17 protein-coding genes are annotated in these 20,704 nt (G+C 69.7%); 10 read left to right on the forward strand and 7 right to left on the reverse strand.

Annotated features, from left to right (window positions below; genetic code table 11):
- Window positions 1-10: 10 nt before the first annotated feature.
- A complete protein-coding gene (locus tag RN743_RS08815) occupies window positions 11-622 on the reverse strand; it encodes a thiamine pyrophosphate-dependent enzyme (protein WP_310779045.1) in 612 nt (203 codons plus the stop codon).
- Complete coding sequence (locus RN743_RS08820) at window positions 622-1,239, reverse strand: thiamine pyrophosphate-binding protein (protein WP_310779048.1); 618 nt, start codon at window positions 1,237-1,239, stop codon at window positions 622-624. The genes RN743_RS08815 and RN743_RS08820 overlap by 1 nt, the downstream gene beginning before the upstream one ends.
- Before the next feature lie 160 nt (window positions 1,240-1,399).
- Here RN743_RS08820 and RN743_RS08825 point away from each other — a divergent pair, with 160 nt between their 5' ends.
- Window positions 1,400-2,563: an acyl-CoA dehydrogenase family protein gene (locus tag RN743_RS08825; protein ID WP_310779052.1), complete on the forward strand. Its 1,164-nt coding sequence runs from the start codon at window positions 1,400-1,402 to the stop codon at window positions 2,561-2,563.
- Between the two features lie 34 nt (window positions 2,564-2,597).
- Window positions 2,598-3,464: a MaoC family dehydratase N-terminal domain-containing protein gene (locus RN743_RS08830; RefSeq protein ID WP_310779055.1), complete on the forward strand. Its 867-nt coding sequence runs from the start codon at window positions 2,598-2,600 to the stop codon at window positions 3,462-3,464.
- 68 nt (window positions 3,465-3,532) lie between these two features.
- On the opposite strand, the gene RN743_RS08835 is transcribed toward RN743_RS08830, so the two are convergent.
- Together RN743_RS08835 and RN743_RS08840 are read right to left on the reverse strand one after the other, a co-directional pair.
- A complete protein-coding gene (locus RN743_RS08835; protein ID WP_310779058.1) occupies window positions 3,533-3,925 on the reverse strand; it encodes a hypothetical protein in 393 nt (130 codons plus the stop codon).
- A 95-nt stretch (window positions 3,926-4,020) separates the two neighbouring features.
- Window positions 4,021-5,262 (reverse strand): aminotransferase class V-fold PLP-dependent enzyme, encoded by a 1,242-nt coding sequence (locus RN743_RS08840; protein ID WP_310779061.1) that lies wholly within the window; start codon window positions 5,260-5,262, stop codon window positions 4,021-4,023.
- On the opposite strand from RN743_RS08840, the gene RN743_RS08845 reads away from it, so the two are divergent.
- The 3 genes from RN743_RS08845 to RN743_RS08855 are packed head-to-tail and all read left to right on the forward strand — an operon-like array spanning window position 5,261 to window position 7,020.
- Window positions 5,261-5,509, forward strand: a complete 249-nt coding sequence (locus tag RN743_RS08845) for a hypothetical protein (protein ID WP_310779065.1) — start codon at window positions 5,261-5,263, stop codon at window positions 5,507-5,509. The genes RN743_RS08840 and RN743_RS08845 overlap by 2 nt on opposite strands.
- Window positions 5,510-5,569: 60 nt before the next feature.
- Window positions 5,570-6,325, forward strand: a complete 756-nt coding sequence (locus RN743_RS08850; RefSeq protein ID WP_310779069.1) for an ABC transporter ATP-binding protein — start codon at window positions 5,570-5,572, stop codon at window positions 6,323-6,325.
- 47 nt (window positions 6,326-6,372) lie between these two features.
- Window positions 6,373-7,020, forward strand: coding sequence for a hypothetical protein (locus RN743_RS08855; RefSeq protein ID WP_310779072.1), 648 nt, complete (start codon window positions 6,373-6,375; stop codon window positions 7,018-7,020).
- A 55-nt stretch (window positions 7,021-7,075) separates the two neighbouring features.
- Here RN743_RS08855 and RN743_RS08860 read toward each other — a convergent pair whose 3' ends face one another.
- The 3 genes from RN743_RS08860 to RN743_RS08870 are packed head-to-tail and all read right to left on the reverse strand — an operon-like array spanning window position 7,076 to window position 13,025.
- A complete protein-coding gene (locus tag RN743_RS08860; RefSeq protein WP_310779075.1) occupies window positions 7,076-8,455 on the reverse strand; it encodes a hypothetical protein in 1,380 nt (459 codons plus the stop codon).
- Entirely contained in the window at window positions 8,452-10,257 is a 1,806-nt protein-coding gene (locus RN743_RS08865; protein WP_310779077.1) for a sodium:solute symporter family protein, read from the reverse strand. The genes RN743_RS08860 and RN743_RS08865 overlap by 4 nt, the downstream gene beginning before the upstream one ends.
- Complete coding sequence (locus tag RN743_RS08870; RefSeq protein WP_310779081.1) at window positions 10,248-13,025, reverse strand: PIG-L family deacetylase; 2,778 nt, start codon at window positions 13,023-13,025, stop codon at window positions 10,248-10,250. Before RN743_RS08870 ends, RN743_RS08865 begins: the two co-directional genes overlap by 10 nt.
- A gap of 132 nt (window positions 13,026-13,157) precedes the next feature.
- On the opposite strand from RN743_RS08870, the gene RN743_RS08875 reads away from it, so the two are divergent.
- From RN743_RS08875 to RN743_RS08895, 5 genes are all read left to right on the forward strand, one after another.
- Window positions 13,158-13,445 carry a NifU N-terminal domain-containing protein gene (locus RN743_RS08875; RefSeq protein ID WP_310779084.1) on the forward strand — a complete coding sequence of 96 codons (288 nt, stop codon included), beginning with the start codon at window positions 13,158-13,160 and terminating at the stop codon, window positions 13,443-13,445.
- A gap of 174 nt (window positions 13,446-13,619) precedes the next feature.
- The gene (locus tag RN743_RS08880; RefSeq protein WP_310779087.1) at window positions 13,620-16,628 is read left to right on the forward strand and encodes a BTAD domain-containing putative transcriptional regulator; all 3,009 of its coding nucleotides are present in this window, start codon (window positions 13,620-13,622) and stop codon (window positions 16,626-16,628) included.
- Between the two features lie 234 nt (window positions 16,629-16,862).
- On the forward strand, window positions 16,863-17,234 hold the full coding sequence (locus RN743_RS08885) for a BlaI/MecI/CopY family transcriptional regulator (protein ID WP_310779090.1): 372 nt from the start codon (window positions 16,863-16,865) through the stop codon (window positions 17,232-17,234).
- Between the two features lie 4 nt (window positions 17,235-17,238).
- Complete coding sequence (locus RN743_RS08890; protein ID WP_310779093.1) at window positions 17,239-19,191, forward strand: TonB family protein; 1,953 nt, start codon at window positions 17,239-17,241, stop codon at window positions 19,189-19,191.
- A gap of 4 nt (window positions 19,192-19,195) precedes the next feature.
- Window positions 19,196-20,527: a TonB family protein gene (locus RN743_RS08895; protein WP_310779095.1), complete on the forward strand. Its 1,332-nt coding sequence runs from the start codon at window positions 19,196-19,198 to the stop codon at window positions 20,525-20,527.
- The last annotated feature ends 177 nt before the right edge of the window (window positions 20,528-20,704 follow it).

Below are 20,704 nucleotides of genomic sequence, written 5' to 3' on the forward strand. Positions count from 1 at the left end.
GCGTCGGCGCTCAGTCGCCCGCGAGCGCGGCCCGGAAACGGGCCCGGAGCAGGACGCCGTCCCTCGGCGGATATGAATCCGGCTCGGCGCTGAGCGCGACTTTCGCGACGCACAGCACCGGGCCGTCCTCCTCGAACAGGGTCGCCGCCAGGGTCGTCGCCAGGGCTTCGACGTCCGTCCCCGAAACCCCCTCCCCTCCCTCGTCCCCGACCGTGAAGGCCGTCTCAATGCCGGCCCCGCGCGCGATCGCGGCGATGTCCGTGTTCTTCCCCGTGAGCCCCGCCTGGCGTCCCGTCTCGCCGAACGCCTCGTTGTCGAGCACGAGGAGCGCGAGGTTGGAAGGGGCCTGCGCGGCGATCGTGGCGAGGCTCCCCATCCCCATCAGCATCTCCGCGTCCCCGGTGACCACGAGCACCCGCCGGTCCGACCGCGCGAGGGCGACTCCGAGCCCCAGCATCGCCGCCCCGCCCATCGCGCCCCAGAAGTAGAAGTTGAGCGGCGAGTCGCCCGCCGCGTGACAGTCCCACGCGGCGGAACCGAGTCCCGCGACCACGGCCGCGTCGCCGCGCCGGTCCAGGATCCCCGCGACGAGCGCCCGCCGGTCCAGCGTCGCGCCCGCCATCAGTCGGCGCCCGCGAACGACTTGGCGCCGATGATGCGCTGGCTGACGAGCACCGCGGCGGGCCGTCCGGCCTCCCGCGCCCGCGCGGCGGCTTCCACAAACGCCGGCGCCACCCCGGAGGCGGCCTCCGGACGGAACACGTCCACTCCGAGGGCCGCGAGGAGGTCGGGCACGGCGCACCCCACCGGGACCTGCCACGGGTTCCGCTCCTCCGCTTCCCCGCGCATGGACACGAGGAGGAGACAGGGAATCCGGCACACGTTCGGGAGTGCGAGCATGTTCACGATGTTGCCGACGCCGCTCGACTGGATGGCGACGGCCGCGAGTTCGCCGCCGAGCCACGTGCCGCAGGCGAGGGCGATCCCCTCCTCCTCCGTCGTGAGCGTGATGAGCCGGATTCCGGCGTCCGCTTCGCACAGTTCGAGGAACCTCCCGAGACCGGCGTCCGGCACCGTGGCGACATGACGGATCCCGAGGCCCGGGAGCGATCGGTATACCTCCTCCCCCCAATCCGAGCCGTCGGAGCCGTCGGCGCCGCGGGAGCCTTCGGAGCCGTGAGAGCCGTGAGAGCCGTGGGCGTCGGGCTGCGGCGAGATGTCCGGGTCGTCCCCTGTCACTTTGCTCCACCTCGATCCGGGTCGGGATTCGCGTCCGGTGGTCTGTCCCGCGGAGAATATGCCGCCCCGCTCCGCCCGGAGCCATCGCGGCGACCGCCGACAACCCGTACCCTCCGTCCCATCCCCTCGATCGACGAAACCCGGAGGGAAACCGGCCCGCGTGTTCACGAGTTCCGAAGACGGCTACGAGGCGATCCGCGAGGGCGTTCGCGGCCTGTGCGAGCGCTTTCCGGGCGAGTACTGGCGGGACCGGGACCGCGAGAGCGCCTACCCGACCGCGTTCATCGAGGCGCTGACCGAGGCGGGATACCTCGCGGCGCTCATCCCCGAGGAATACGGAGGCGCCGGACTCGACCTCAAGGCGGCGTGCGTCATCCTCGAGATGATCCAGCGCACCGGGTGCAACGGGGCCGCCTGCCACGCCCAGATGTACATCATGGGCACCCTGCTCCGGCACGGGAGCGAGGCGCAGAAGCGGCGCTACCTGCCCCGGATCGCGGCGGGAGAGTTGCGCCTGCAGGCCTTCGGGGTGAGCGAGCCGACCTGCGGCACGGACACGACCCGGATCGCGACGACCGCCGAGCGTGACGGCGACGCCTACGTCATCCACGGGCAGAAGACGTGGATCTCCCGCTCCGAACACTCCGACCTCATGCTCCTGCTCGCGCGCACGACGCCCCGCGAGGAGAGCGCGAAGCCCACGGCGGGGATGTCCGTCTTCCTGGTCGACCTGCGGGACGAAGTCGGGGAGTCCGTCACGATCCGGCCCATCGAGACGATGATCAACCACTCCACCACCGAGGTGTTCTTCGACGGACTGCGTGTGCCGGCGGCGAACCTCATCGGCGAGGAGGGGAAGGGGTTCCGCTACATCCTCGATGGCCTGAACGCCGAGCGCGTGCTCATCGCGGCCGAGTGCGTCGGGGACGCGCGGTTCTTCGTGGAGCGTGCCGCGGAATACGCGAAGGAGCGCGAGGTGTTCGGGCGCCCCATCGGGCAGAACCAGGGCATCCAGTTCCCGATCGCCGAAGCCCACATGAAGACGGAGGCGGCGGCGCTCATGGTCGAGCGGGCGGCGTCGCTGTTCGACGACGGCGCGCCCTGCGGCGCCGAGGCGAACATGGCCAAGTACCTCGCGGCGGACGCCTCGTGGGCCGCGGCCGACATGTGCATGCAGACGTACGGGGGCTTCGCCTTCTCCACCGAGTACGACATCGAGCGCAAGTTCCGCGAGACCCGCCTGTACCAGATCGCGCCGATCTCCACGAACCTGATCCTGTCGCATGTGGCGACCCATGTCCTGGGTCTCCCGAAGTCGTTCTAGGACGGGAGGGTCGGCGATGGAGGGCGGACCGTCGATGGAGAGTGGACCGGCGACGGAGGGCGGACCGTCGATGGCGGGCGAGGCGCACGGCGTCGGACGCACCGAGGAGGTCCTGGACCGGGCGTCCCCGGCGCTCGCGAGCGCCATGCTCGCCACGCTGGACCGGGACCCGTCGGCACTGAGCCGGGGAGATCCCCTCCCGCCCCTGTTCCACTGGATGTACTGCCGGGAACTGGCGCCGGGCAGCCAGCTCGACGTCGACGGCCATCAGAAACGCGGCGACTTCCTGCCGGCGCTGCCCCTCTCCCGCCGCATGTGGGCCGGCGGCCGCCTGAAGTTCGAGGGGACCGTCCGGGTGGGAGACGGGCTCCGCCGTCGATCGACGGTCCTATCGGTCACGCCCAAGGCCGGCCGCAGCGGCCCGCTCGTGCTGGTCACGGTCGAGCACCGGATCTTGGGCCACGACGGGGAGATCGTCGAGGAACAGGACCTGGTCTTCCTCGAGCGGCCCGCCGAGCCGCTGGTGCTGCCCGACGTTCCCGCCGCGAACGAAGAGATGGAGTGGTCGGAGTCCGTGACGCCGAACGCCGCCATGCTGTTCCGGTTCTCGGCGCTCACCTTCAACGCGCACCGCATCCACTACGACCGGACCTACGCGCGCGATGTCGAGATGTATCCCGATCTCGTCGTGCACGGCCCGCTCACGGCGCTGCTCCTCGCCGATCTCGCGGTCCGGCGCTCCGGGCGGCCGCTGCGGACGCTGAGCTTCCGGGCCCGCCGGCCGATGTTCGTCGACCGGACGATCGCCCTTCAGGGAAGACGGGAAGGGGACCGGGCGGATCTCAGGGCGCTCGACGAGACGGGCGCCCTCGCGATGTCCGCCCAGGCCACCTTGGCCTGACCGCCCGAGCTCATCCCTGCAGAGCGTTCCGTGCCTTGTGGGGCGTTTCGTGCCCTGCGGGGCGTTTCCTACGCCTGCAGGGCGTGTTGCAGGACGACGACCCCGATCGCCGCGACCAGCACGCCGCCAGCCCGCCAGAGACCGGCGCCCATCCGGAGTCCCGTCTCCATCCCCTTCAGAGCGACCCCGGGCAGCAGGGCGTAGCACGCGCCCTTCGCCAGCGCCAGCCAGCCATAGACGGTGAGGATCGTCGGCACGCCGCCCCACACGTTGTGGAAGGCGACGATGAAGGATCCGATCCCCATGGCGAGGAACGCGACCGTCAGGCTGCCGGCCGTGCCCTTCGACTGCAGGTGTTCGAGGAACGCCTTCCAGGCATCCGGCCGGAGGAGGTACGAGACCCCCAGGACGATGAGGTTGATCGACACGAACACTTCCACTGCCCGCGTGAGGTCTTCCATCGGTTTCCTCCTTCTCAGCTACGGGCCCATGCTTGACCGTCGCGGCCCATGCGTGACCGCTCGCGGTCGCACTCCTTTACCGTCTCGCTTTACCTTCAAGTCTCGGCCAGCGCCGCGACGGCGCGTTCGTTGTCCTCGAGCGTGTTGTAGAAATGGGGGGAGAATCGAACCAGGGGACCGCGATGGTCGACAACCACGTCGCGCGCGGCCAGGTGACGCACAGCGGCGGCCGCGTCTCCGTCGTAATCAACGAGGACGAGGGCGGATCGCGCCGCCGGATCCGACGCCTGGTGGAGCCTGTAGCCGAGATCCGACAACCTCTCCCGCAAGTCGTTCGCCAGGAGCCGGTTACGCTTCTGAATGGTCGGAATCCCGTACTCGAGAACGATCGACAGGCCTCCCGCGGCCGTGTACGCGACGCCGGCGGCGGGAGTCCCCAGCTCGAAGCGCCTGGCGTCCGCCCGGGGCGTCGCATCGCGGATGTCGAAAAGGAACTGGTTTTGAACACCGAACCAGGAAAGCGTCACCGGATCGATAGAAACCCCTGGGTTCACATGGAGATATGCCATCCCCGGACCGCCGCACAGCCACTTGAGCGCACCGCCGACGAGGAAGTCCACTCCCAGCGCTCCCGCGTCGATCGCGAGCTGTCCATTTGATTGATACGCGTCCAGCAGCATGAACGCCCCGGCGTCGTGGGCGATCCGCGTGAGTTCGGCCGCGTCCTGCGTGTTGCCGCTCGTGAAGAAGACGTGGGACGTCGCGAGCAGCGCGGTGCGCTCGTCCACGGCGGCGCGGATCGATTCGAGCGGGACGTGAATCCCGTCGGGGCTCGGCACGATCTCCACTTCGAGACCGTTCGCCCGCTGCGACAGGAAGTGGTGGCCGACCGTCGGGAAGTCGAGTTCCGTGAGTACGACCTTGTTGCGGCCCGTGCTCCGCACGCTGGCCGCGATGGCGCCCCACACGACGGAGACCGCGGCCGAGACGCTCGACATCAGCGCGATGGTGTCGGCCTCGGCTTCGATCGTCCGCCCGAATTGAGCCCGGACCTCCTCGAGCTTGGCGACCCAGATCTCATACCAGGCGGCCGCGCCCATCTCGTGCCACAGATCCTCGAAGCGCCGGCGCTCCTGCACGGAGCGGAGGGAGAGCGCGCCGAGGGAGTTGGAGTTCAGGTAGGTCTTGCGGGAGAGGATTGGAAACTGGCCGCGCAACTCGTCGATGCGGTCGTCGAGCGGCAGCGCCGACTCCGCTACCGTCGCGGTCGAGCTGGCCGATCCCGCCGCAGCCGGGCTGGCCGATCCGGGCTCGGCCAAAATATCCTGTTTCGCCATGGATGATCCGTCGCCCTCCGCCCCGCAGCAGGGGCCGCTTCTCGACTTCGAGGCAGGCCAGGCGCTCGAACGGCGCGACCGCAAGCACGCCGGTCCCGGCGGCGAACCGGACTGCCCCCGGTGCGAGGCCCGCATGGTGCGCTGCGTCGAGCAGCACCGGGCCCCCCGCTCCGACGACTCGCCGTTCCGGGTCCGACTCGCCTGCCCGGCCACCGACTGCGGCGCATGGACAGCCTACAATTGGTAGAACACGTCCACCCCCGACAACCCGGCGCCCTGGCTGCGGCGCATCGAGGGAGATGCTTCGATGATCGAAGCACGTAGAGCGGAAACCGGGGACGACCGTTGCGTCGTCGACCTCCGGGGGGTCGAGTTTCGCTATCCGAAGTTCCGGCTCGGGCCACTCAGTCTGCAGATCCGCCCCGGCGCCGCTGTGGCGCTTGTCGGACCGAACGGCGCGGGGAAGACGACGCTCCTTGGCATCCTGTCCGGCCACCGCGTCATCTCGGCGGGCAGGGTCCGGATATTGGGACGGGAACGGGCCGGGGTGGACCCGACGATCCGAGAGCAGGTGGCGATCGTTCCCACCGAGCTCCTGGGGCTCCGATGGATGAGAGTGGGCGAGCACTTCGATTTCCTCTCCCACTTCTACTCCGGCTGGGACATGGCAAAGGCCCGGGAAATGGCCGACGCGCTGGACCTGCACTTGGCCGATCGCCTCCGGGAGCTCTCTCGCGGACAGAGCTTGAAGGTCTCCTTATGCACGGCCCTGGCCCAGGGAGCCAAACTCCTCCTGTTTGACGAGCCCACGGCCGGCCTCGACCCGGTGGCCCGGCACGACGCGCTCCAGCTCATTCGGTCCTACACAAGGCAATTCCCTGATGTCGCGATCGTTCTGGCAACGCACATACTCGAGGACCTGGACGAGATCCCGTTCACCCGCCTTCTCGTCTTGCGGGAGGGGAAGGCCCTGAGTCCCTCGGGGGAAGGCCCGCTGGTGTCGAGCGACGCCGGCATTCGCGAGACGGCGAAGCGGATGCTGCTGGGAGCGGCGGGGCGATGAGGCGTAGTGTCGTCCTTAGACTCTCTCGCCTTCACATGTACCGGACCGTGAAGCCGATGTGGAAGGTGGGATTGGCGACGGGTGTGGTCGTGGTGCTTCCGCTGGTGTTTTCGGGTGCTCTGAATCCGGATCTCACGGTCGGAGTGCTCGCCGGGTTGCTGGTGTTGCTGCCCGTCACGGCGGCTCTGAACGTGACCGGCGAAAAGATCGATGGTTCCCTGCGCTTCCTCGCCTCCCTGCCTGTCACGGGCCGGGAACACGCCGCGAGCCGCTTGGTGGCCGCCGCCACTCTGGCGATGCCACTGGTCATCCACCTGGCGACCCTGCTCCCACTCTTCGGAGTGATGGCTTTTGCCGGAGCGTTCATCGTCGCGGTGAGCGCGGGTATAGCCGCGGTGCTGGTGTCCCTGCTGGGAGTAGCGCTCCAGTACCGGTTCTCGGGTCAGAAAGCCCGATCCATGTTCTCTATCCTCTTGGCTGCCTCAGTAGGCGTGGTATGGTTGTCGATGTTGTTCGAGGGCTGGCTGCCGGTAATCCTCACCCCGGCGGGAATCGTCACTCTCTCGCTGGTCCCATTGGCAGGGGCGTTGGCCGGCAGTTGGTACGCCTTGCGCGCTATCGTCCGATTGGCCCCCGTCTACGAACATGACCGGGATGAATTGACTGGTCGTAAGGTCAGATCAGAGGGGGCATAAGAAGTGCGGTGGACGCGCGTCCGAACTGCTACAACAGATACGGCCAACCCGGGCGTCACCACTCCATCTCGGGCAGCACCTCTCCCTGGAGGCGGAACATCTCGTTGATGGTGTGGACCGCGGCGCGGTAGGAATCCGTCGTGGGGTCGAGCAGGAGCGCCTGCAGCAGCGTCCCGCGAGAACCCTCGGCGAAGGCGTCGACGAGGAGGCGGTTGATCGACGTCTGAATACGGAGCAGTGCGAGGATGCCCTCGGGTAGCGGCTCCATGGCGGCGGGATGGAGGCCGTTCCCATCGGCGCGGGCGGGGACTTCCACGACGGCGCCATCCGGCAGGCCCGGCACGTAACCCTCGTTCCGGACGTTCACCGCATCGAGATACGCGTCCACACCGCACAGCACGCCTTCGAGCAGGGGGACCGCAAGTTCGCCGGACGGAGCGAGATCTTCGTCCTCCCCTCCGAGGTCTGGCCCGTCGTCCCGCACCCGGGGGAGAGGGGCCTCGGGGAACGCCGGCACGTCGGTCGGGTTCTCGCCGAGGTTGTAGAGCCAGGTGGGGGTCTCTCCCGTCTCCCACGGAGCGCCGTGCACGGGGTCGTAGAAGAACTGGAGGAGGCTGCTGCCGAGGAATTCCCGCGCCCAGCCCAGGTACTCGCCGATGTGGTTCGCCCCGGGGCTGGGGTACCGGCCGAAGACCCGGAACAGGATCCGGCTGAGCGCGATCTCGTCCCAGTCGTGGAGCCAGTGCGCCTCCCGCTCGCGGCACCGCAGTCTCGGGTAGAGGTCCTCGCCCGTCTCGCGGTCCCGCACGGACTCGAACCAGCTGAAGTGGTTGAGCCCGCTCGCCCGGGCGTCGAGGCGTTCCACCGGCAGTTCCAGGAGGCGCGCCATCTGCTCGATCCCGTGGAAGACGCCGTGGCAGAGGCCGACGACGCGCACGGACGAGAGCCGGCTTTGGGCTTCGCACAGCTTCGTGAGCGGGTTCGTGTAGTTGACGAGCCACGCCTCGGGGCAGTGGACCTCCATCGCCCGCGCCAGGTCGACGGCCGGACCCATGTTTCGCAGGGCGTGGAAGAGGCCGCCCGGCCCGCCGTTCTCTCCGTAGATCTGGGAGGAGCCGAACGCGCGCGGGACGTGGAAGTCCTGCGCCCAGTAGAAGTAGCGGTTGATTTCAATGGCGAGGACCACCGCGCTGGCGCCGGGGAGGGCGGCTTCGAGATCGGTCGTCGCGGACACGGCGACGCGCCGGCCCAGCCGCTCCGCCACGGCCTCCGCGTACGCGCGCGTGCGGGGCAGTTCCGATGGGTCGATGTCGACGAGCACCAGGCTCAATTCCCGGTCGCACAGGGGATCGCTGAGGAGGACGTCACGGATCGAGGCCGGGCCGAACTCGCGGCTGCCGGCCCCAACGAGGACGATCCTGAGCGGGTCGTTCATGGCGAGGTGCGCGACGGCGGGCCGGGGGAGGTGTCCGCGTGCGCGATGCGCACCGTGACGGCCCCCGCCGCGAGCGACACGACGATCAGCAGCGCGCCCACGCCGGCCCGGCCCGTGAGCACGTATCCGATGCCGAGCAGGCTCGCGTAGACGAACAGCGCGCCGAGGAGAAAGCCCGGCCACATGCGGCTCGCGGGCGGGTCGGACGAGCGGACGCCGGTGCGTTCCGCCACGCGGCGCCACCAGCCGCCGGGGTGTACCCGCCGGTAGAAGCGGTCCAGCACTTCGTCCGGCTCGGGCCGCGTGACGAGCACGACGGCGAGCCAGAGCGCGGTGCAGGCGACGAGGATGACGACCGCCCGGATGAGGTCCATCTCCGGCGCGTAGAAGCCGTCCGCGGCCCGGACCGCCGCGGCGGGCAGCACGGGTTCGAGCGCGCCCACCAGTACGCGCCCGTTGGCGAGGAGCACCGAGCCGGCCATGGCCGCGATCTCAGCCCACGCATTCACCCGCCACCAGTACCAGCGCAGGAGCCAGACGAGCGCGACCCCTGCCGTGAGTTCGATGATGTAGATCCACCCCCGCTGGATCGAATCCATCTGCCAGGCCACGCCCGCGGCGACCACCGCGAGCAGCACGACCATGATCCGCGACGCCGCGACGTAGTGCCGCTCGGAGCGATCCTTCCTCAGAAATCGGCGATAGACGTCGTTCACCATGTACGACGCCCCCCAGCACAGGTGCGTGTCCATCGTGCTCATGAACGCGGCCAGGAAGGTGGCGACCATCAGCCCCCTGAGCCCGGCCGGCATGAGTTCCCGGATCATCATCGGATAGGCGAGTTCGGGGTCGGCGGCGAGCGCCGGGTCCATGGCCGCCGGCGGGAAGACGAGGAGCGACCCGAGTCCCACCACGATCCAGGGCCAGGTGAGGAGCACGGTTCCCGCGAAGGCGAACCACAGCGACGCCTTCACGGCCTGCCGCTCGTCGCGCGTCGCGAACAGGCGCTGGGCCACGTAGCCGTCGCCCTGTCCGCTCCTCAGCCACAGGATGCCGATGAGGCACAGGAAGGAGACGATCTCGAGCGAAGAGGCGGTCCCGGCGGACGGCACGAGATCGAGGGCGCCGGGCGGGGCCTCCGGCACGGCTCGCACCGCGTCGGCCATCGCCGCCGGACCGCCGAAGCGCGTGAGCACGATCCCCGCCAGCGTGATCGCCCCCAGCATGCCGGCGACGAACTGGAGGAGGTCCGTCACGACGACGCCCCAGAGGCCCGACGCGACCGTGTAGCCGAGCGCGAGTCCGACGCACACGGTCAGCGTCACGGCGGGGTCCCAGCCGAGGAGCACGCGGCTGAACTTCACCATCGCCAGCATCACCCAGCCCATGACGACGGCGTTCTTGAGCAGGCCCTGGTAGACGGCGGAGAAGCCCCGCAGCGCCCGGGCCGGCGCGCCGCCGTAGCGGATCTCGATGACCTCGGCGTCCGTGAGCACGCCCGCCCGCCGCCACAGACGCGCGTAGAAGAAGGTCAGCATGAGGATCCCCGCCGCCTCGTACCACCACAGCCAGTTGCCGTACACCCCCTGCCGGCGCACGAGGGCGGCCGTCGCGAGCGGGGCGTCCGTCGCGAACCACGTGGCCGCGATGGACGTGCCCGCGAGCCACCAGGGGAGCGAGCGGCCCGCGATGAAGTAATCCTCGACGCTGCCGCCCGCCCGCCGCGCGAACCCGAACCCGATGGCGAGAACGATCGCGCCGTAGACGCAGACGACGACCCAGTCGAGCGTGGTCAGCGCCATGAAATGACGTTGGAGAGGATACGGTAGGCGCCCGGCACGCCGTACGGCAGTTGCCGGTGGAGGGCGAGCGCGAGGTAGGTGTAGCGCCCCTCGCCCACCGGAGCGGTGAGCCAGACGCCCTCCTGCGGCGCCTGGCCCGTGTCGTGCGTCTCCACGAGCGGCGTGTACGCCGCATCCCACTCGGTGAAGAACTTGGAGCCGCGCTGCTCGATCCACCCGTCGAAATCGGCTTCGGAGAGGCGGTTGGGCGCGGCCATGAACGGGTGGTCGGGCCGCAACAGGCGGACGGGCGCATCCTCCTCCGACACTTCCTCCGCTCCGCGCGGCAGGGAAGCCGGATACGGCGCCATCTCCGAGGGCACGTACTCCTGCGTCTGGTAGAGGACGACGAGGTGCCCGCCCCGGCGGGCGTACTCCAGGAGACGCCGGTTGTGTTCGACGAGGTCTTCGCGCACGGCGTAGGCGCGGGTGCCCACGACGATCGCGTGGAAGGCCGCCTCGTCGCCGGGGTCCGCGCCGCCGGCCGCATCCAGTTGCGCGAGGGCGGCTTCGTCCAGTAGTTCGACCGTGGCGCCGAGCGCCTCGATCCCGGCCGGCACTTCGTCGCCGACCCCCATCACGTAGCCGACCCGCACGCCGTCCAGATCGGCGACGGGAACGGACCGGACCGGCATGCGGGCGGGGCGCCACAGCCGTGCGAGCGGCAGGTCCCGGTGCTCGATGGTCCGGTATCCCCGGCGATGGTCCACGCCCCTCGCGCGGGCCACGGCCGCGACCTCCGCTTCGCCGCGCCATCCGGCCGGAGGCGCGATGACGAACGCCGCGTCGAGGATCTCGCCCGGAGTCCGGAAGTCGTGCTCCACGATGCCCGGAGTGCCCGGGACCGTCGCCCACCCCTGCGGCAGTTCGAGCCGAACGGCGGCGGAGAGGGGCGCCGCGTTCGCCACCACCCGCGCGCGCACCTCCATCGGTGCCAAGGCCGGCTCCCCCGGCGACCCGCCGTCGCCGCCCGCGTCATCGTCGTCGCCGCCGACGGGCACGATCCCCACGCCCGGCGCCAGGGAGACGGAAAGGGCCGGCAGCACCTCCACCCTCCGCGTCACGGAGCCGTACGGCAGGCGCGCGACGGAGGCCGTCACCGGAACCGTGCGCACGATGGCGTGCCCCCCGATGGCGAGTTCGACCCCCGCCGCCAGCGCCGGCCGCCGCCACGGGAGGTGCAGGTCCGCCGAGTTCGAGACCTGGTAGTGGTTCTCCGACACGTTCCCGCGTCCGAAGTACGGTGCGGCGGGGGTGGCCGGAACCTCGACCTCGGTCGCCTCGGTCGAGCCGTCCGGTCGAGGTGCGATCCGGCTCGGCGGCACCACGATCTCGCCGCCGCGGCTCGCGATCCACGCCGTGGCCCCGTCGCCCTCCGCGGACTCCGGCGCCTCGACCCTGACGTGGACCGCGGCCGTTTGACCCGGCGCCAGCACGGCCTCGCCGCCGCCCGCCGCTCCGCCCGCAAGCTCCGCGGACACCGTGGTCCCGCTCGCCGCCAGCACGGCTTCCTCGAACTGTCGTTCCTTCAGCGAGAGGTGAAACCGCGTCTCCGGAGCGTCCGGCAGCGCCGCGACCGCCGCCCGCACCCATCCCAGCCCGCGGGCCAGGTCGGCGACGGCGCGCCGCGGGTCGCGGAAGTCGAACGCCTCTCCCACGGCGCCGACAAGGCGGTCCAGATCGGCGAGCAGCGAGTCCGCCTCGGGAGAGGACGCCTCGCCCAGGAGGGTGGGGAGCCCCCTCAGCGTCGTGTCGAGTCCCGCGAAGAACGAACCGGCGATTCCCGTCGCCGCCCTCGCCCCGGCCCCCGTCCCGTCACCGATTCCGTCGAGGCGTTCGTAGAAATAGCGGCCGCCGCCCGTTCGCACGCGCCCCGCCGTCTGGGAACGCTGCAGGCCGAGCCCCCGGCTGGCCCAGCGCTGGTACGTGTCGCCGAGCCACGGGCTCATCCCGGTCGCGTTCACCGCCACATCGTACGGTTCGTCGACGCGAACCCCTCCGCGGAACGTGCGGAGGACCCGCCACGGCCGGAGTCCCTCTTCGGAGATCTGGCGCGGGAAGCGCGCAGGGTCCGCGGCCGCGGCCACGGCTTCCGGCGTCAGCAGCCCCGCCGCGTGGTGGTGGCCGTGCCCGTCGCGCGCCGACCCGTGGAACCGGCTCACGACGACAAGCGGCCGGTTGAGGCGGATGATACGGACCATGTCCTCGAGCACCGCCTCGCGGTCCCAACTGCGGAAGGCCTCCTCCACGGACTTCGAGTACCCGTAGTCGACCGCCGTCGTGAAGTAGAGGTCGTCCAGACCGTAGTAGCGGCCGGAGAGGACGAGTTCGCGCGTCCGGATCAGCCCGAGGGCGTCGAAGAGTTCCGGGCCGATCGCGTTCGCCCCGGCTTCGCCGCGGTTGAGGCTGAGGAGGGCCGTCCGGGCACCCCACCCCCGGCTGGCCAGCGTGAGCATGCCGGCATGTTCGTCATCCGGATGGGCGGTGACGTGGAGCAGGCTGGCGGTCGTAGCGAGCTTCTGGATGCGGTGCCAGGCCCCCATGGCCCCCCGGTCCACGTCCAACCGTTCCTCTCCCACCGGAGCCGGGTAGGCGAGGACGCGGTCCGGCGCCCGGCCCGCGGGGTCCGCTTGCCCCGCCGCAGCCGCAGCCCCCGCGAGGGTCGCCAGGGCCGCAAGGGCCGCCACCGAAAGGACGGCGCCGAGTCCGGGTTGCCTGCGATCGATCATGGATCATCCAGGTCGGAGGGTCCGCGCTCGCATCGTGCCCGCGGGCGGAGGTCCCGGCAAGGAGGCCTTGCGAGCAACCCCAGACCGCCGATACTCAAACGGATCGTTCCACGGCCTCCGACTCCGAACCCGATGACAGACTCCGACATCCAGATCACGGTTGAGGGAACCCCGAACCCGCACGCGGCGAAGTTCGTGCTCGATCGCGATCTTCCCGGTGAGGGGAGCCGCAGCTATTTCGATCCCGAGTCCGCCGCCGAGGACCCGCTGGCGGCGCGCCTGTTCGAGGTGGATGGCGTCCGCGCCCTGCTCATCGTCGAGAATTTCATCACCGTGACGAAGACCGCCACGCTCGGCTGGCCCGACCTGCTGGACGAGATCGAGGAAGCCATCCTGAAAGCGCTCGGCACACTCCGGTAACGGTTGCCCATTCCCCTCATTTGGGGGGGGACGAAGGTACCTCGAAGAGCCCGCCCGCCCGTCTTTATCTTCTTTTGGTACAACGTGTTGATACCGACTACATACCTCCCCGTAGGATCGTTTTCGGGCGACGGAACCACCGGCGCCAGGTCCATCACCACGGGAAGGAGGAACATGCTTACGCTGCGCTGCTTCGGCGAGGTCACGGCCTCGGATGCACGAGGGGCGAGGATTACGCTGCGGTCACGGAAACACATGGGGCTCCTGCTCTATCTCGTGGCGCACCCCGGCATCGTTCACATGCGGGAGAAGCTCGCTGACCTGCTCTGGGACAGTCGCGACCGGAAGGCGCGACACTCGCTCAGCCAGGCGCTCTACGACATCCGGTCGTCGATCGGCCCGGTGATCGCCGTGGACATCAGCACGGTCCGTCTCGTGCCGCAGCGGGTCAGCTACGAACTCGATGCCTTCGAACGAGCGTTCCAGGCCAGGGACCATGAGACCGTCATCGATCTGTACCGGGGCGATTTCGCCCCCGGCCTGCTCAACATGGGAGCCGACGAGTTCGAGCGCTGGCTGGACGCCGAACGGGAGCGCTGTCGCGTCCTCGTCGCGATGGCGCTCAAGAACGTGCAACAAGCGGCCGAAGAGAGAGGCGATTGGGACCAGGCGTGTCTGGCCGCGCTCCGGCTCGTGAGACAGAACGAGTTTGACGAACACGCGCACAGCACCCTCATGCGTGCGCTATGCATGAAAGGCGACTACGCCTCCGCGCTCGCCTACTACCGGGCACTCGAGAAATGCGGCTGGGTCGCCAGCGCCGACACGCTCACGGAAACGGCGGCGTGGGCCAGGAGTCAGCTCGATGCCGCCCCGCCCGTAGTCCGCGAGCGCCAGGAGCCGCACATGTCGGATCGAGGGGGCGAGTTCCGCCAGCTTAGCCTCGCTCTCCGTTCGTCCCGCGCCGCGCCCGTACGGTTGGTCCTGGCCGGCGAGCGCGGTCTTGGGCGGGAAGATGTGGTGCGGCACTTCGCCCGATTCGTCCGCGGAGGGGGAGGGTTGGTGCAGTGGCTTCCGCCGGATCTTGCGGAGACGCGAGAGAATCTGGCCTCGGAGCTGGGCCGACACTCCGGAAAGAACCGGCTCATCGTCATCAGAGCCGACGTTCAGGATTGGGCCGCCGTCGATGAGGTGACGCGGAGCGCGGACTTCGCGGGCGCCATGGTGGTTGGCTTCTCAAATCCGGCGGTGGCTCGACAGGCGGAAGCCGCGCGTCTGGTCGACTTTACGATCCCCTTCGATCCCCTCACCACCGAGGCGTGTGCGGCGTCGATTCAAGCCAGCGAGAGGGGCTGGAGTCGTCCCCAGGCGGTCGAGAGCGCGAGGCTCTCCGGAGGGAACCCGGCTCTCGCCCGGGCCATCCTCAGGGCGTGGATGCGTCACGGCTTCAGCCCCGCGACCGCCGGCGACCGGGAATCGGGCGGGCGATTGGCCTACGAGCGGTCTGCCGAAGTTCGGTCGCTCGTCGGCGGTCAACTGGAGTCCCTCTCGCTCCCGGAGGAGCGGCTGGCGACGACGCTCGCGTTGCTCACGCACCCTGCGCGCGCGCACGCCGAATCGATCGTGACTGGACATTCGAGTCAGGATGCCCTTGAAGGGCTCCGGGAAAAGGGCTGGTTACACTCCGAGACCGGCCAGTGGACCGTGAGCCGCCCCCTGGCCGGCGCCGTGCTCGCGTGGAATCTGCCGTCGGACGAGAGAACGGAGGTTCACCTGGATGCGGCTCTAACCCTTGAGGCCGCAGGTCTCGCCGCGCGTGCGGCGGCCGCCTCCGAGTTCGCCGCGGCCGGAGAGTCCTCTCGCGCTTTCGGCCTGGCCTGCGAGGTGGCTAAGAAGGCCTTGAGGGAAGGGCGATCGCCGGTCGCGGGTCAGGCCGCCGCGTTGGCGTTCGAGCATGCCGCAGCCGGAACCGATCGCCTGCGCTCCGGGTTCCTCCTCTCGGAGGCCGAGTTTCAGCGGGGACGGTTTCGGCGGGCCACTAGCGTGCTGCACCAGATCGCCGCGGTCGCCGACACCGGGAACGATCTGAGCCGTGTCCAGCTTGCGTTGGCGCGGGCGGACGTGGCGACGGGCGATCGCCTCACGGTGGAGTTGCACCGACAGAATCTGGTGGAAGCTCGCAGCCAGGCGACGGACCCGGCGCTCCTTCGCGCGCTGACCGTGCAGATGGCCGTGCTCGAGGCGACGGAGTCCGAGTCCCTGCTCGACGGGCACCCCGGTTTCGAGAGGATCCGCGCGCATCTTCGCGGGATCGTCCGCGAGGACGCCGCCTACGGGGGTGTGTGGTGCGACGCATTTCGGCTCCTCTTCCAGAGGGTTGGAGGTCGAGGCGGTCTCGCGGAGGCTCGCGGGGTGCTCGAGACCTACCGTCACGGGCTCGGTCGGCTCGGCTACGAGGGCCTCAGGGCCGCCACCGCCGCGGAGTTCTGGGTGGCCATGCGAGGGGCACGGCTTCACGACGCCCTCCAGTTGCTCGAAGACACCTCCGAGACCTTGAATGAGAACCGGCACGAGTCCGCGAACCTCAACAACCTGGGCGCCGTCCTGCTCGAACTCGGCAACTTCGAGCGGGCGCTCGATGAACTCGGCCGCAGCCGCGAAATGGACGAGGCGCTTGAGACTCCACCCGAAGCCCGGGCCTACGCCCTGCTGAATCAGGCGCAGTGCTTCTTCTTCAAGGGGGACTACGCTCGGTGCCGGGACTACATGGAGCCGTTACTCCGGCGTCCCGGGCACGCGGGTCGGCATCCGTTCGGGGCGCAGGCATGGGCACTCTCCGGCCTTCTGGCCATGACCGATGACGATCAGCGGGAGGTGGAGGCCTGCCTCGAGCTCTTGGGGGATGGTTCCAACGGCGTCGGGGAGAACGACCTCTACCTGGTGACCTGGTTTCGTGCCGCGGCGATGGGGACTCGCGACCGCCGGGAAACCGTCGCGAATCTCATCGATGCTGCAGACCATACCGCCGAAATCGACCGGCTGAGCGCCGAGAAGCTGAGAGTGTTGGCCGGCACCTATTCCCCGGCGAACGGACCCGGCGATCAACGCGAGGCCTGCAGCTTCCTGCGGTCGGCCGGCGCCTCCTGGTTCGTGCGCTTCGCACACAACTGGCTGCGCGCGTAACGACGGCTTGCCGCACGGCGTACTCGCCGGCCTCCCGCCGCCCGTCCCCGGACCTTCCCGCCCGCGTCCGAATCGGCGTCCCTCGCGCGTTGCTACTACGTACCTAGTTGACAGCGGCGTCCCGGCGCGTTTACGCTGAATCGGGAACGACGCCCCGCCCGGTCCGCCGGCGTCTCGATGGCGGCCGGCCGGGGCAGGTGACGCTGATGGTTCGGGAGGGAAAGGACGAGACTCGTGGAGATCAAGTTCACCACGCGGGAACTCGACCTCATGGCGGTGCTGTGGGAGAGAGGGGCCTCGACCGTCGCGGAGGTGCAGGAAGGCCTCGGCGACGAGTTGGCCTACACCACCGTGCTCACGATCCTCCGGACGCTGGAGGAGAAGGGGTACGTGGGGCACACCCAGGAGGGGAAAGCCTACCGCTATCACACGCTCGTGGGGCGCGACTGCGCCGGCGCGAGCGCGGTGCGCCGGCTGGTTCAGAAGATGTTCCAGGGGTCGCCCGAACTGCTGCTCACGCACCTCGTCTCGGACCGGGCGCTCTCGAAGGAGGACCTCGAGAACCTGCGCGGTCTCGTCGACGAACGCCTCAGCTCGAAGGAGTAGGGACATGGTCATCGCCTGGATCGGATACTGCCTGTTGATTTCGGGACTCCTCGCCCTGGCGGCCCTCGCCTCGGAGCGGGCGCTCGGGCACTTCCGGAAGCCCGTGCGCTGGGCGTGGTTCGGTGCGATCGCCGGGTCCGTGACGGTGCCCGTGGTTGCCTTCTTCGCGCCCGGACTCCTTCCCGGTTTCGGGGTGTCATCCGCCGCCCCGGCGGTCGGGTTGAGCGGCCTGACGGTCGCAACCGCGACGCCGGAAGTGCCCGCAACGGCCGCGTCGGCCGGTGGAGCTTTCGACGCGGCGGCGGTCGGCACGGTGCTGGGGTGGGGCTGGCTGCTCCTGGCCGCCGCCATGATCGGCTATCTCGGGCGCATCTACGGCCGGCTGCGGGCGGAGATGCGGACGTGGAAGCCGGGCCGCGTGGCGGGATCCGCGGTCATGATTTCCGACGAACGGGGGCCGGCCGTCGTCGGGATCCGGCGCTCGGTCGTCGTCATGCCGAAGTGGATCCCCGAACTCGACGACCGGCTGCTCCGCCTCGTCTTCCTCCATGAGCGCGAGCACCAGCGCGCCGGCGACCATCGGCTCTTCGCGGCGGCGGTCACCGCGCTCGTCCTGATGCCCTGGAACCCGGTCGTGTGGTGGCAGCTGTCCCGGCTGCGGCTCGCGATCGAGTTCGACTGCGACCGCCGCGTGCTCGGTCGGGGGGAATCGCGGCGTGACTACGCGGACGCCCTCATCACTGTCGGGAGCCGCGTCTCCGGGCCGCTGCTCGCCGCGGCCGCCTTCGCCGAACGGAAGCCGGCCGTGGAACGGCGCCTGCGCCGCATGACCGAGCCGCCCGCCAACATGCGTCTGCTCCGAACGCTGGGCGCCTCGGGGCTGGCCATGGTCGCGGTCCTCTTCGTCCTCGGCTGCCCCGGGCCCGAGAGCGGCGTGAACGCGCCGGAAGCGCCCACCGCGACGGTGACTCCGCCCTCAGAAGCCAGTGATTGGGTGCCCCCGGTGGTGCCCGGCGAGGACGCCATCGGGCGCGGCGACCGGCCGTCCTTCATCGCGTTCGACAGGCCTCCGGTGCTTCAGAACGCGACGGAAGTGGGGGACGCGCTGGTGCAAGCCTACCCGCAGAACCTCAAGGAAGCGGGAATCGGCGGGCGGGTCGAGATGTGGCTCTACGTCGACACGTCCGGCATGGTCCGGAACTCGGAACTCAAGACGAGCAGCGGCAGCGACATCCTGGACGACGCCGCCGCGCGCGTCGTCGCGACGATGCGCTTCGAGCCCGCGATGAACCGCGACCAGCCGACCGACGTCTGGGTCTCCCAGTGGGTCACCTTCCAGATTGCGGCCGACGCGGACACTCCCCCCGCTCGTAGCATTTCCGTAGGCGATGAGGGCGCTCCCCTCGTCATCGTCGACGGCGTCATCCAATCCGAGGGCACGAGTCTGGGAGACCTCCAGGCCCTCGATATCGACCATGTCGAGATCATCAAGGGTCCGAAGGCCATCGAGTTGTACGGCGAGCGGGCCAGCAACGGCGTGATCGAAATCACGACCAAGGACGGCGCCGCCGGCAGCGATGCTCCGGTGGATGACCGCCCATCCTTCATATGGAGCCGCATGAGGGAAGGGGCCCCCTCCAGAACGCCACCCCCGACCGACCGGGGCCTCGAGATCGAAGACATCGTTCGCACGGGGGTCCTCGACGATGCCGACGGGGATCGCCTGCTGGAGGTCCGGATCGTACCCCGCCCGGAGAACATGCCCGATCCGCTGATCGTCATCGATGGCGTGATTTCCGATGCCACGGGGCTCTCGGAACTCGGTACGCTCGACATCGATCATGTCACGATCGTGAGAGGTGCGCGCGCCCATGAGACGTACGGAGAGAAGGCCGGACATGGCGTGATCGAAATCACGACAAAAGCGGGTGCGAGGGACAGCGGTTCGAAGGAGTAGCGACATGGTCATCGTTTGGATCGGATACTGCCTGCTGATTTCGGGACTCCTCGCCCTGGCCGCCTTCGCGACCGAGCGGGCGCTGGGTCACTTCCGGAAGCCGGTGCGCTGGGGCTGGTTCGCGGCGGTCGTCGGCTCGGTGGCGCTCCCGTTTGCGGCGTTACTCGCTCCCGGCCTCCTCCCGGGCCTCGGCGCGTCGCCGTGGGCTCCTCTCGTGGAGTTGAGTGAAGCGGTCGTCGTGGCCTCCGCGCCGGCCGCGCCCGGGGCGGCGGAATCCACGGCGTGGTTCGGCACCGGCGCGCTTAGCGTGTTCGCGGGCGGGGTCTGGGCCTTGCTCGTGGCGGGGATGCTCTTCCACCTCGGGCGGGCGTACCGGCGCCTGCGGCTGGAGATGCGCACGTGGACGCCGGGTCGCGTCCTCGGATCGCCGGTCTTGATCGCGGACGGCCGGGGCCCCGCCGTGGTCGGAATCCGACGCCCCGTCGTCGTGATGCCGAGGTGGATCCCCGAACTCGACGACCGGCTGTTGCGCCTGGTCTTCCTGCACGAGCGCGAACACCAGCGCGCTGGCGACCACCGTCTGTTCGCCGTGGCCGTCGCGGCCCTCGTGCTGATGCCGTGGAACCTCTTCCTGTGGTGGCAGGTGTCCCGGCTGCGGTTGGCAATCGAGTTCGACTGCGACCGCCGCGTCCTGGAGCGGGGCGAGTCCCCGCGCGACTACGCGGACGCACTCATCACGGTGGGTGGCCGTGTCTCCGCGCCCCTGCTGGCCGCGGCCGCCTTCGCCGAGCGCAAGCCGGCCGTGGAACAGCGGCTGCGCCGCATGACCGAACCGCTGGCCCGGCTCCGCATTCCGAGAACGCTGGGAGCTACGGGCGTGGCGGCGCTCGCCATCATCCTCGTCCTGGGCACCCCCCAGCCCGAGGCGCCAATGGATGCGCCCGCGCCCGCGGCCGATGCCGCCCCGGGTCACGAGGTCGAAGGGAACCAGCTGGTCCGCCCGGACGAGGGAGCCGCGCCGGCCGAGCGGCCGACCTTCGTCGCGTACGACACGCCCCCGGTTATGCAGAATGTTGGCGAGATCCAGCAGATACTCGAGAGAGCCTATCCGCTGAATCTGAAGAATGCGGGCATCGGCGGCCGGGTCGAGATGTGGCTGTACGTCGACCTGTCCGGCGCCGTGGTCAACCAGGAGATCAAGACGAGCAGCGGCAACGACACGCTGGACCAGGCCGCCATGGAAGTCGCCGCGCAAATGCGGTTCCGCCCCGCGAGCAACCGGGGTGAACCCACCGCCGTCTGGGTCTCCCAGTGGGTGACCTTCCGGGTGATCTAAGCCGGCAGGCAGCGGGGCCCGCGGACCCCGCTGCGCAACCATCCCCGGGGCGAGAGCTTCCCTCGACGAAACAGGGCCACTGAGCCCTAAAGCGACCAACCACCGGCTGAAGACCGGAAGCTAGCTAGTTCTCGTCCGCAAACTCGCAAGTTGTTGATGTATTGTTAGATGTATCAC

It is taken from the genome of Candidatus Palauibacter scopulicola (assembly GCF_947581915.1).
In the GTDB taxonomy this organism is placed as follows: Bacteria; Gemmatimonadota; Gemmatimonadetes; order Palauibacterales; family Palauibacteraceae; genus Palauibacter; species Palauibacter scopulicola.

Bases quoted from the DNA above. Each gene is read 5' to 3' on its own strand.
- RN743_RS08815 (WP_310779045.1), bottom strand. From the start codon at position 622: ATGGCGGGCGCGACGCTGGACCGGCGGGCGCTCGTCGCGGGGATCCTG.
- RN743_RS08830 (WP_310779055.1), top strand. From the start codon at position 2,598: ATGGAGAGTGGACCGGCGACGGAGGGCGGACCGTCGATGGCGGGCGAG.
- RN743_RS08835 (WP_310779058.1), bottom strand. From the start codon at position 3,925: ATGGAAGACCTCACGCGGGCAGTGGAAGTGTTCGTGTCGATCAACCTC.
- RN743_RS08880 (WP_310779087.1), top strand. From the start codon at position 13,620: ATGCTTACGCTGCGCTGCTTCGGCGAGGTCACGGCCTCGGATGCACGA.
- RN743_RS08895 (WP_310779095.1), top strand. From the start codon at position 19,196: ATGGTCATCGTTTGGATCGGATACTGCCTGCTGATTTCGGGACTCCTC.
- RN743_RS08860 (WP_310779075.1), bottom strand. From the start codon at position 8,455: ATGAACGACCCGCTCAGGATCGTCCTCGTTGGGGCCGGCAGCCGCGAG.
- RN743_RS08890 (WP_310779093.1), top strand. From the start codon at position 17,239: ATGGTCATCGCCTGGATCGGATACTGCCTGTTGATTTCGGGACTCCTC.
- RN743_RS08865 (WP_310779077.1), bottom strand. From the start codon at position 10,257: ATGGCGCTGACCACGCTCGACTGGGTCGTCGTCTGCGTCTACGGCGCG.
- RN743_RS08870 (WP_310779081.1), bottom strand. From the start codon at position 13,025: ATGATCGATCGCAGGCAACCCGGACTCGGCGCCGTCCTTTCGGTGGCG.
- RN743_RS08840 (WP_310779061.1), bottom strand. From the start codon at position 5,262: ATGGCGAAACAGGATATTTTGGCCGAGCCCGGATCGGCCAGCCCGGCT.
- RN743_RS08845 (WP_310779065.1), top strand. From the start codon at position 5,261: ATGGATGATCCGTCGCCCTCCGCCCCGCAGCAGGGGCCGCTTCTCGAC.
- RN743_RS08875 (WP_310779084.1), top strand. From the start codon at position 13,158: ATGACAGACTCCGACATCCAGATCACGGTTGAGGGAACCCCGAACCCG.
- RN743_RS08850 (WP_310779069.1), top strand. From the start codon at position 5,570: ATGATCGAAGCACGTAGAGCGGAAACCGGGGACGACCGTTGCGTCGTC.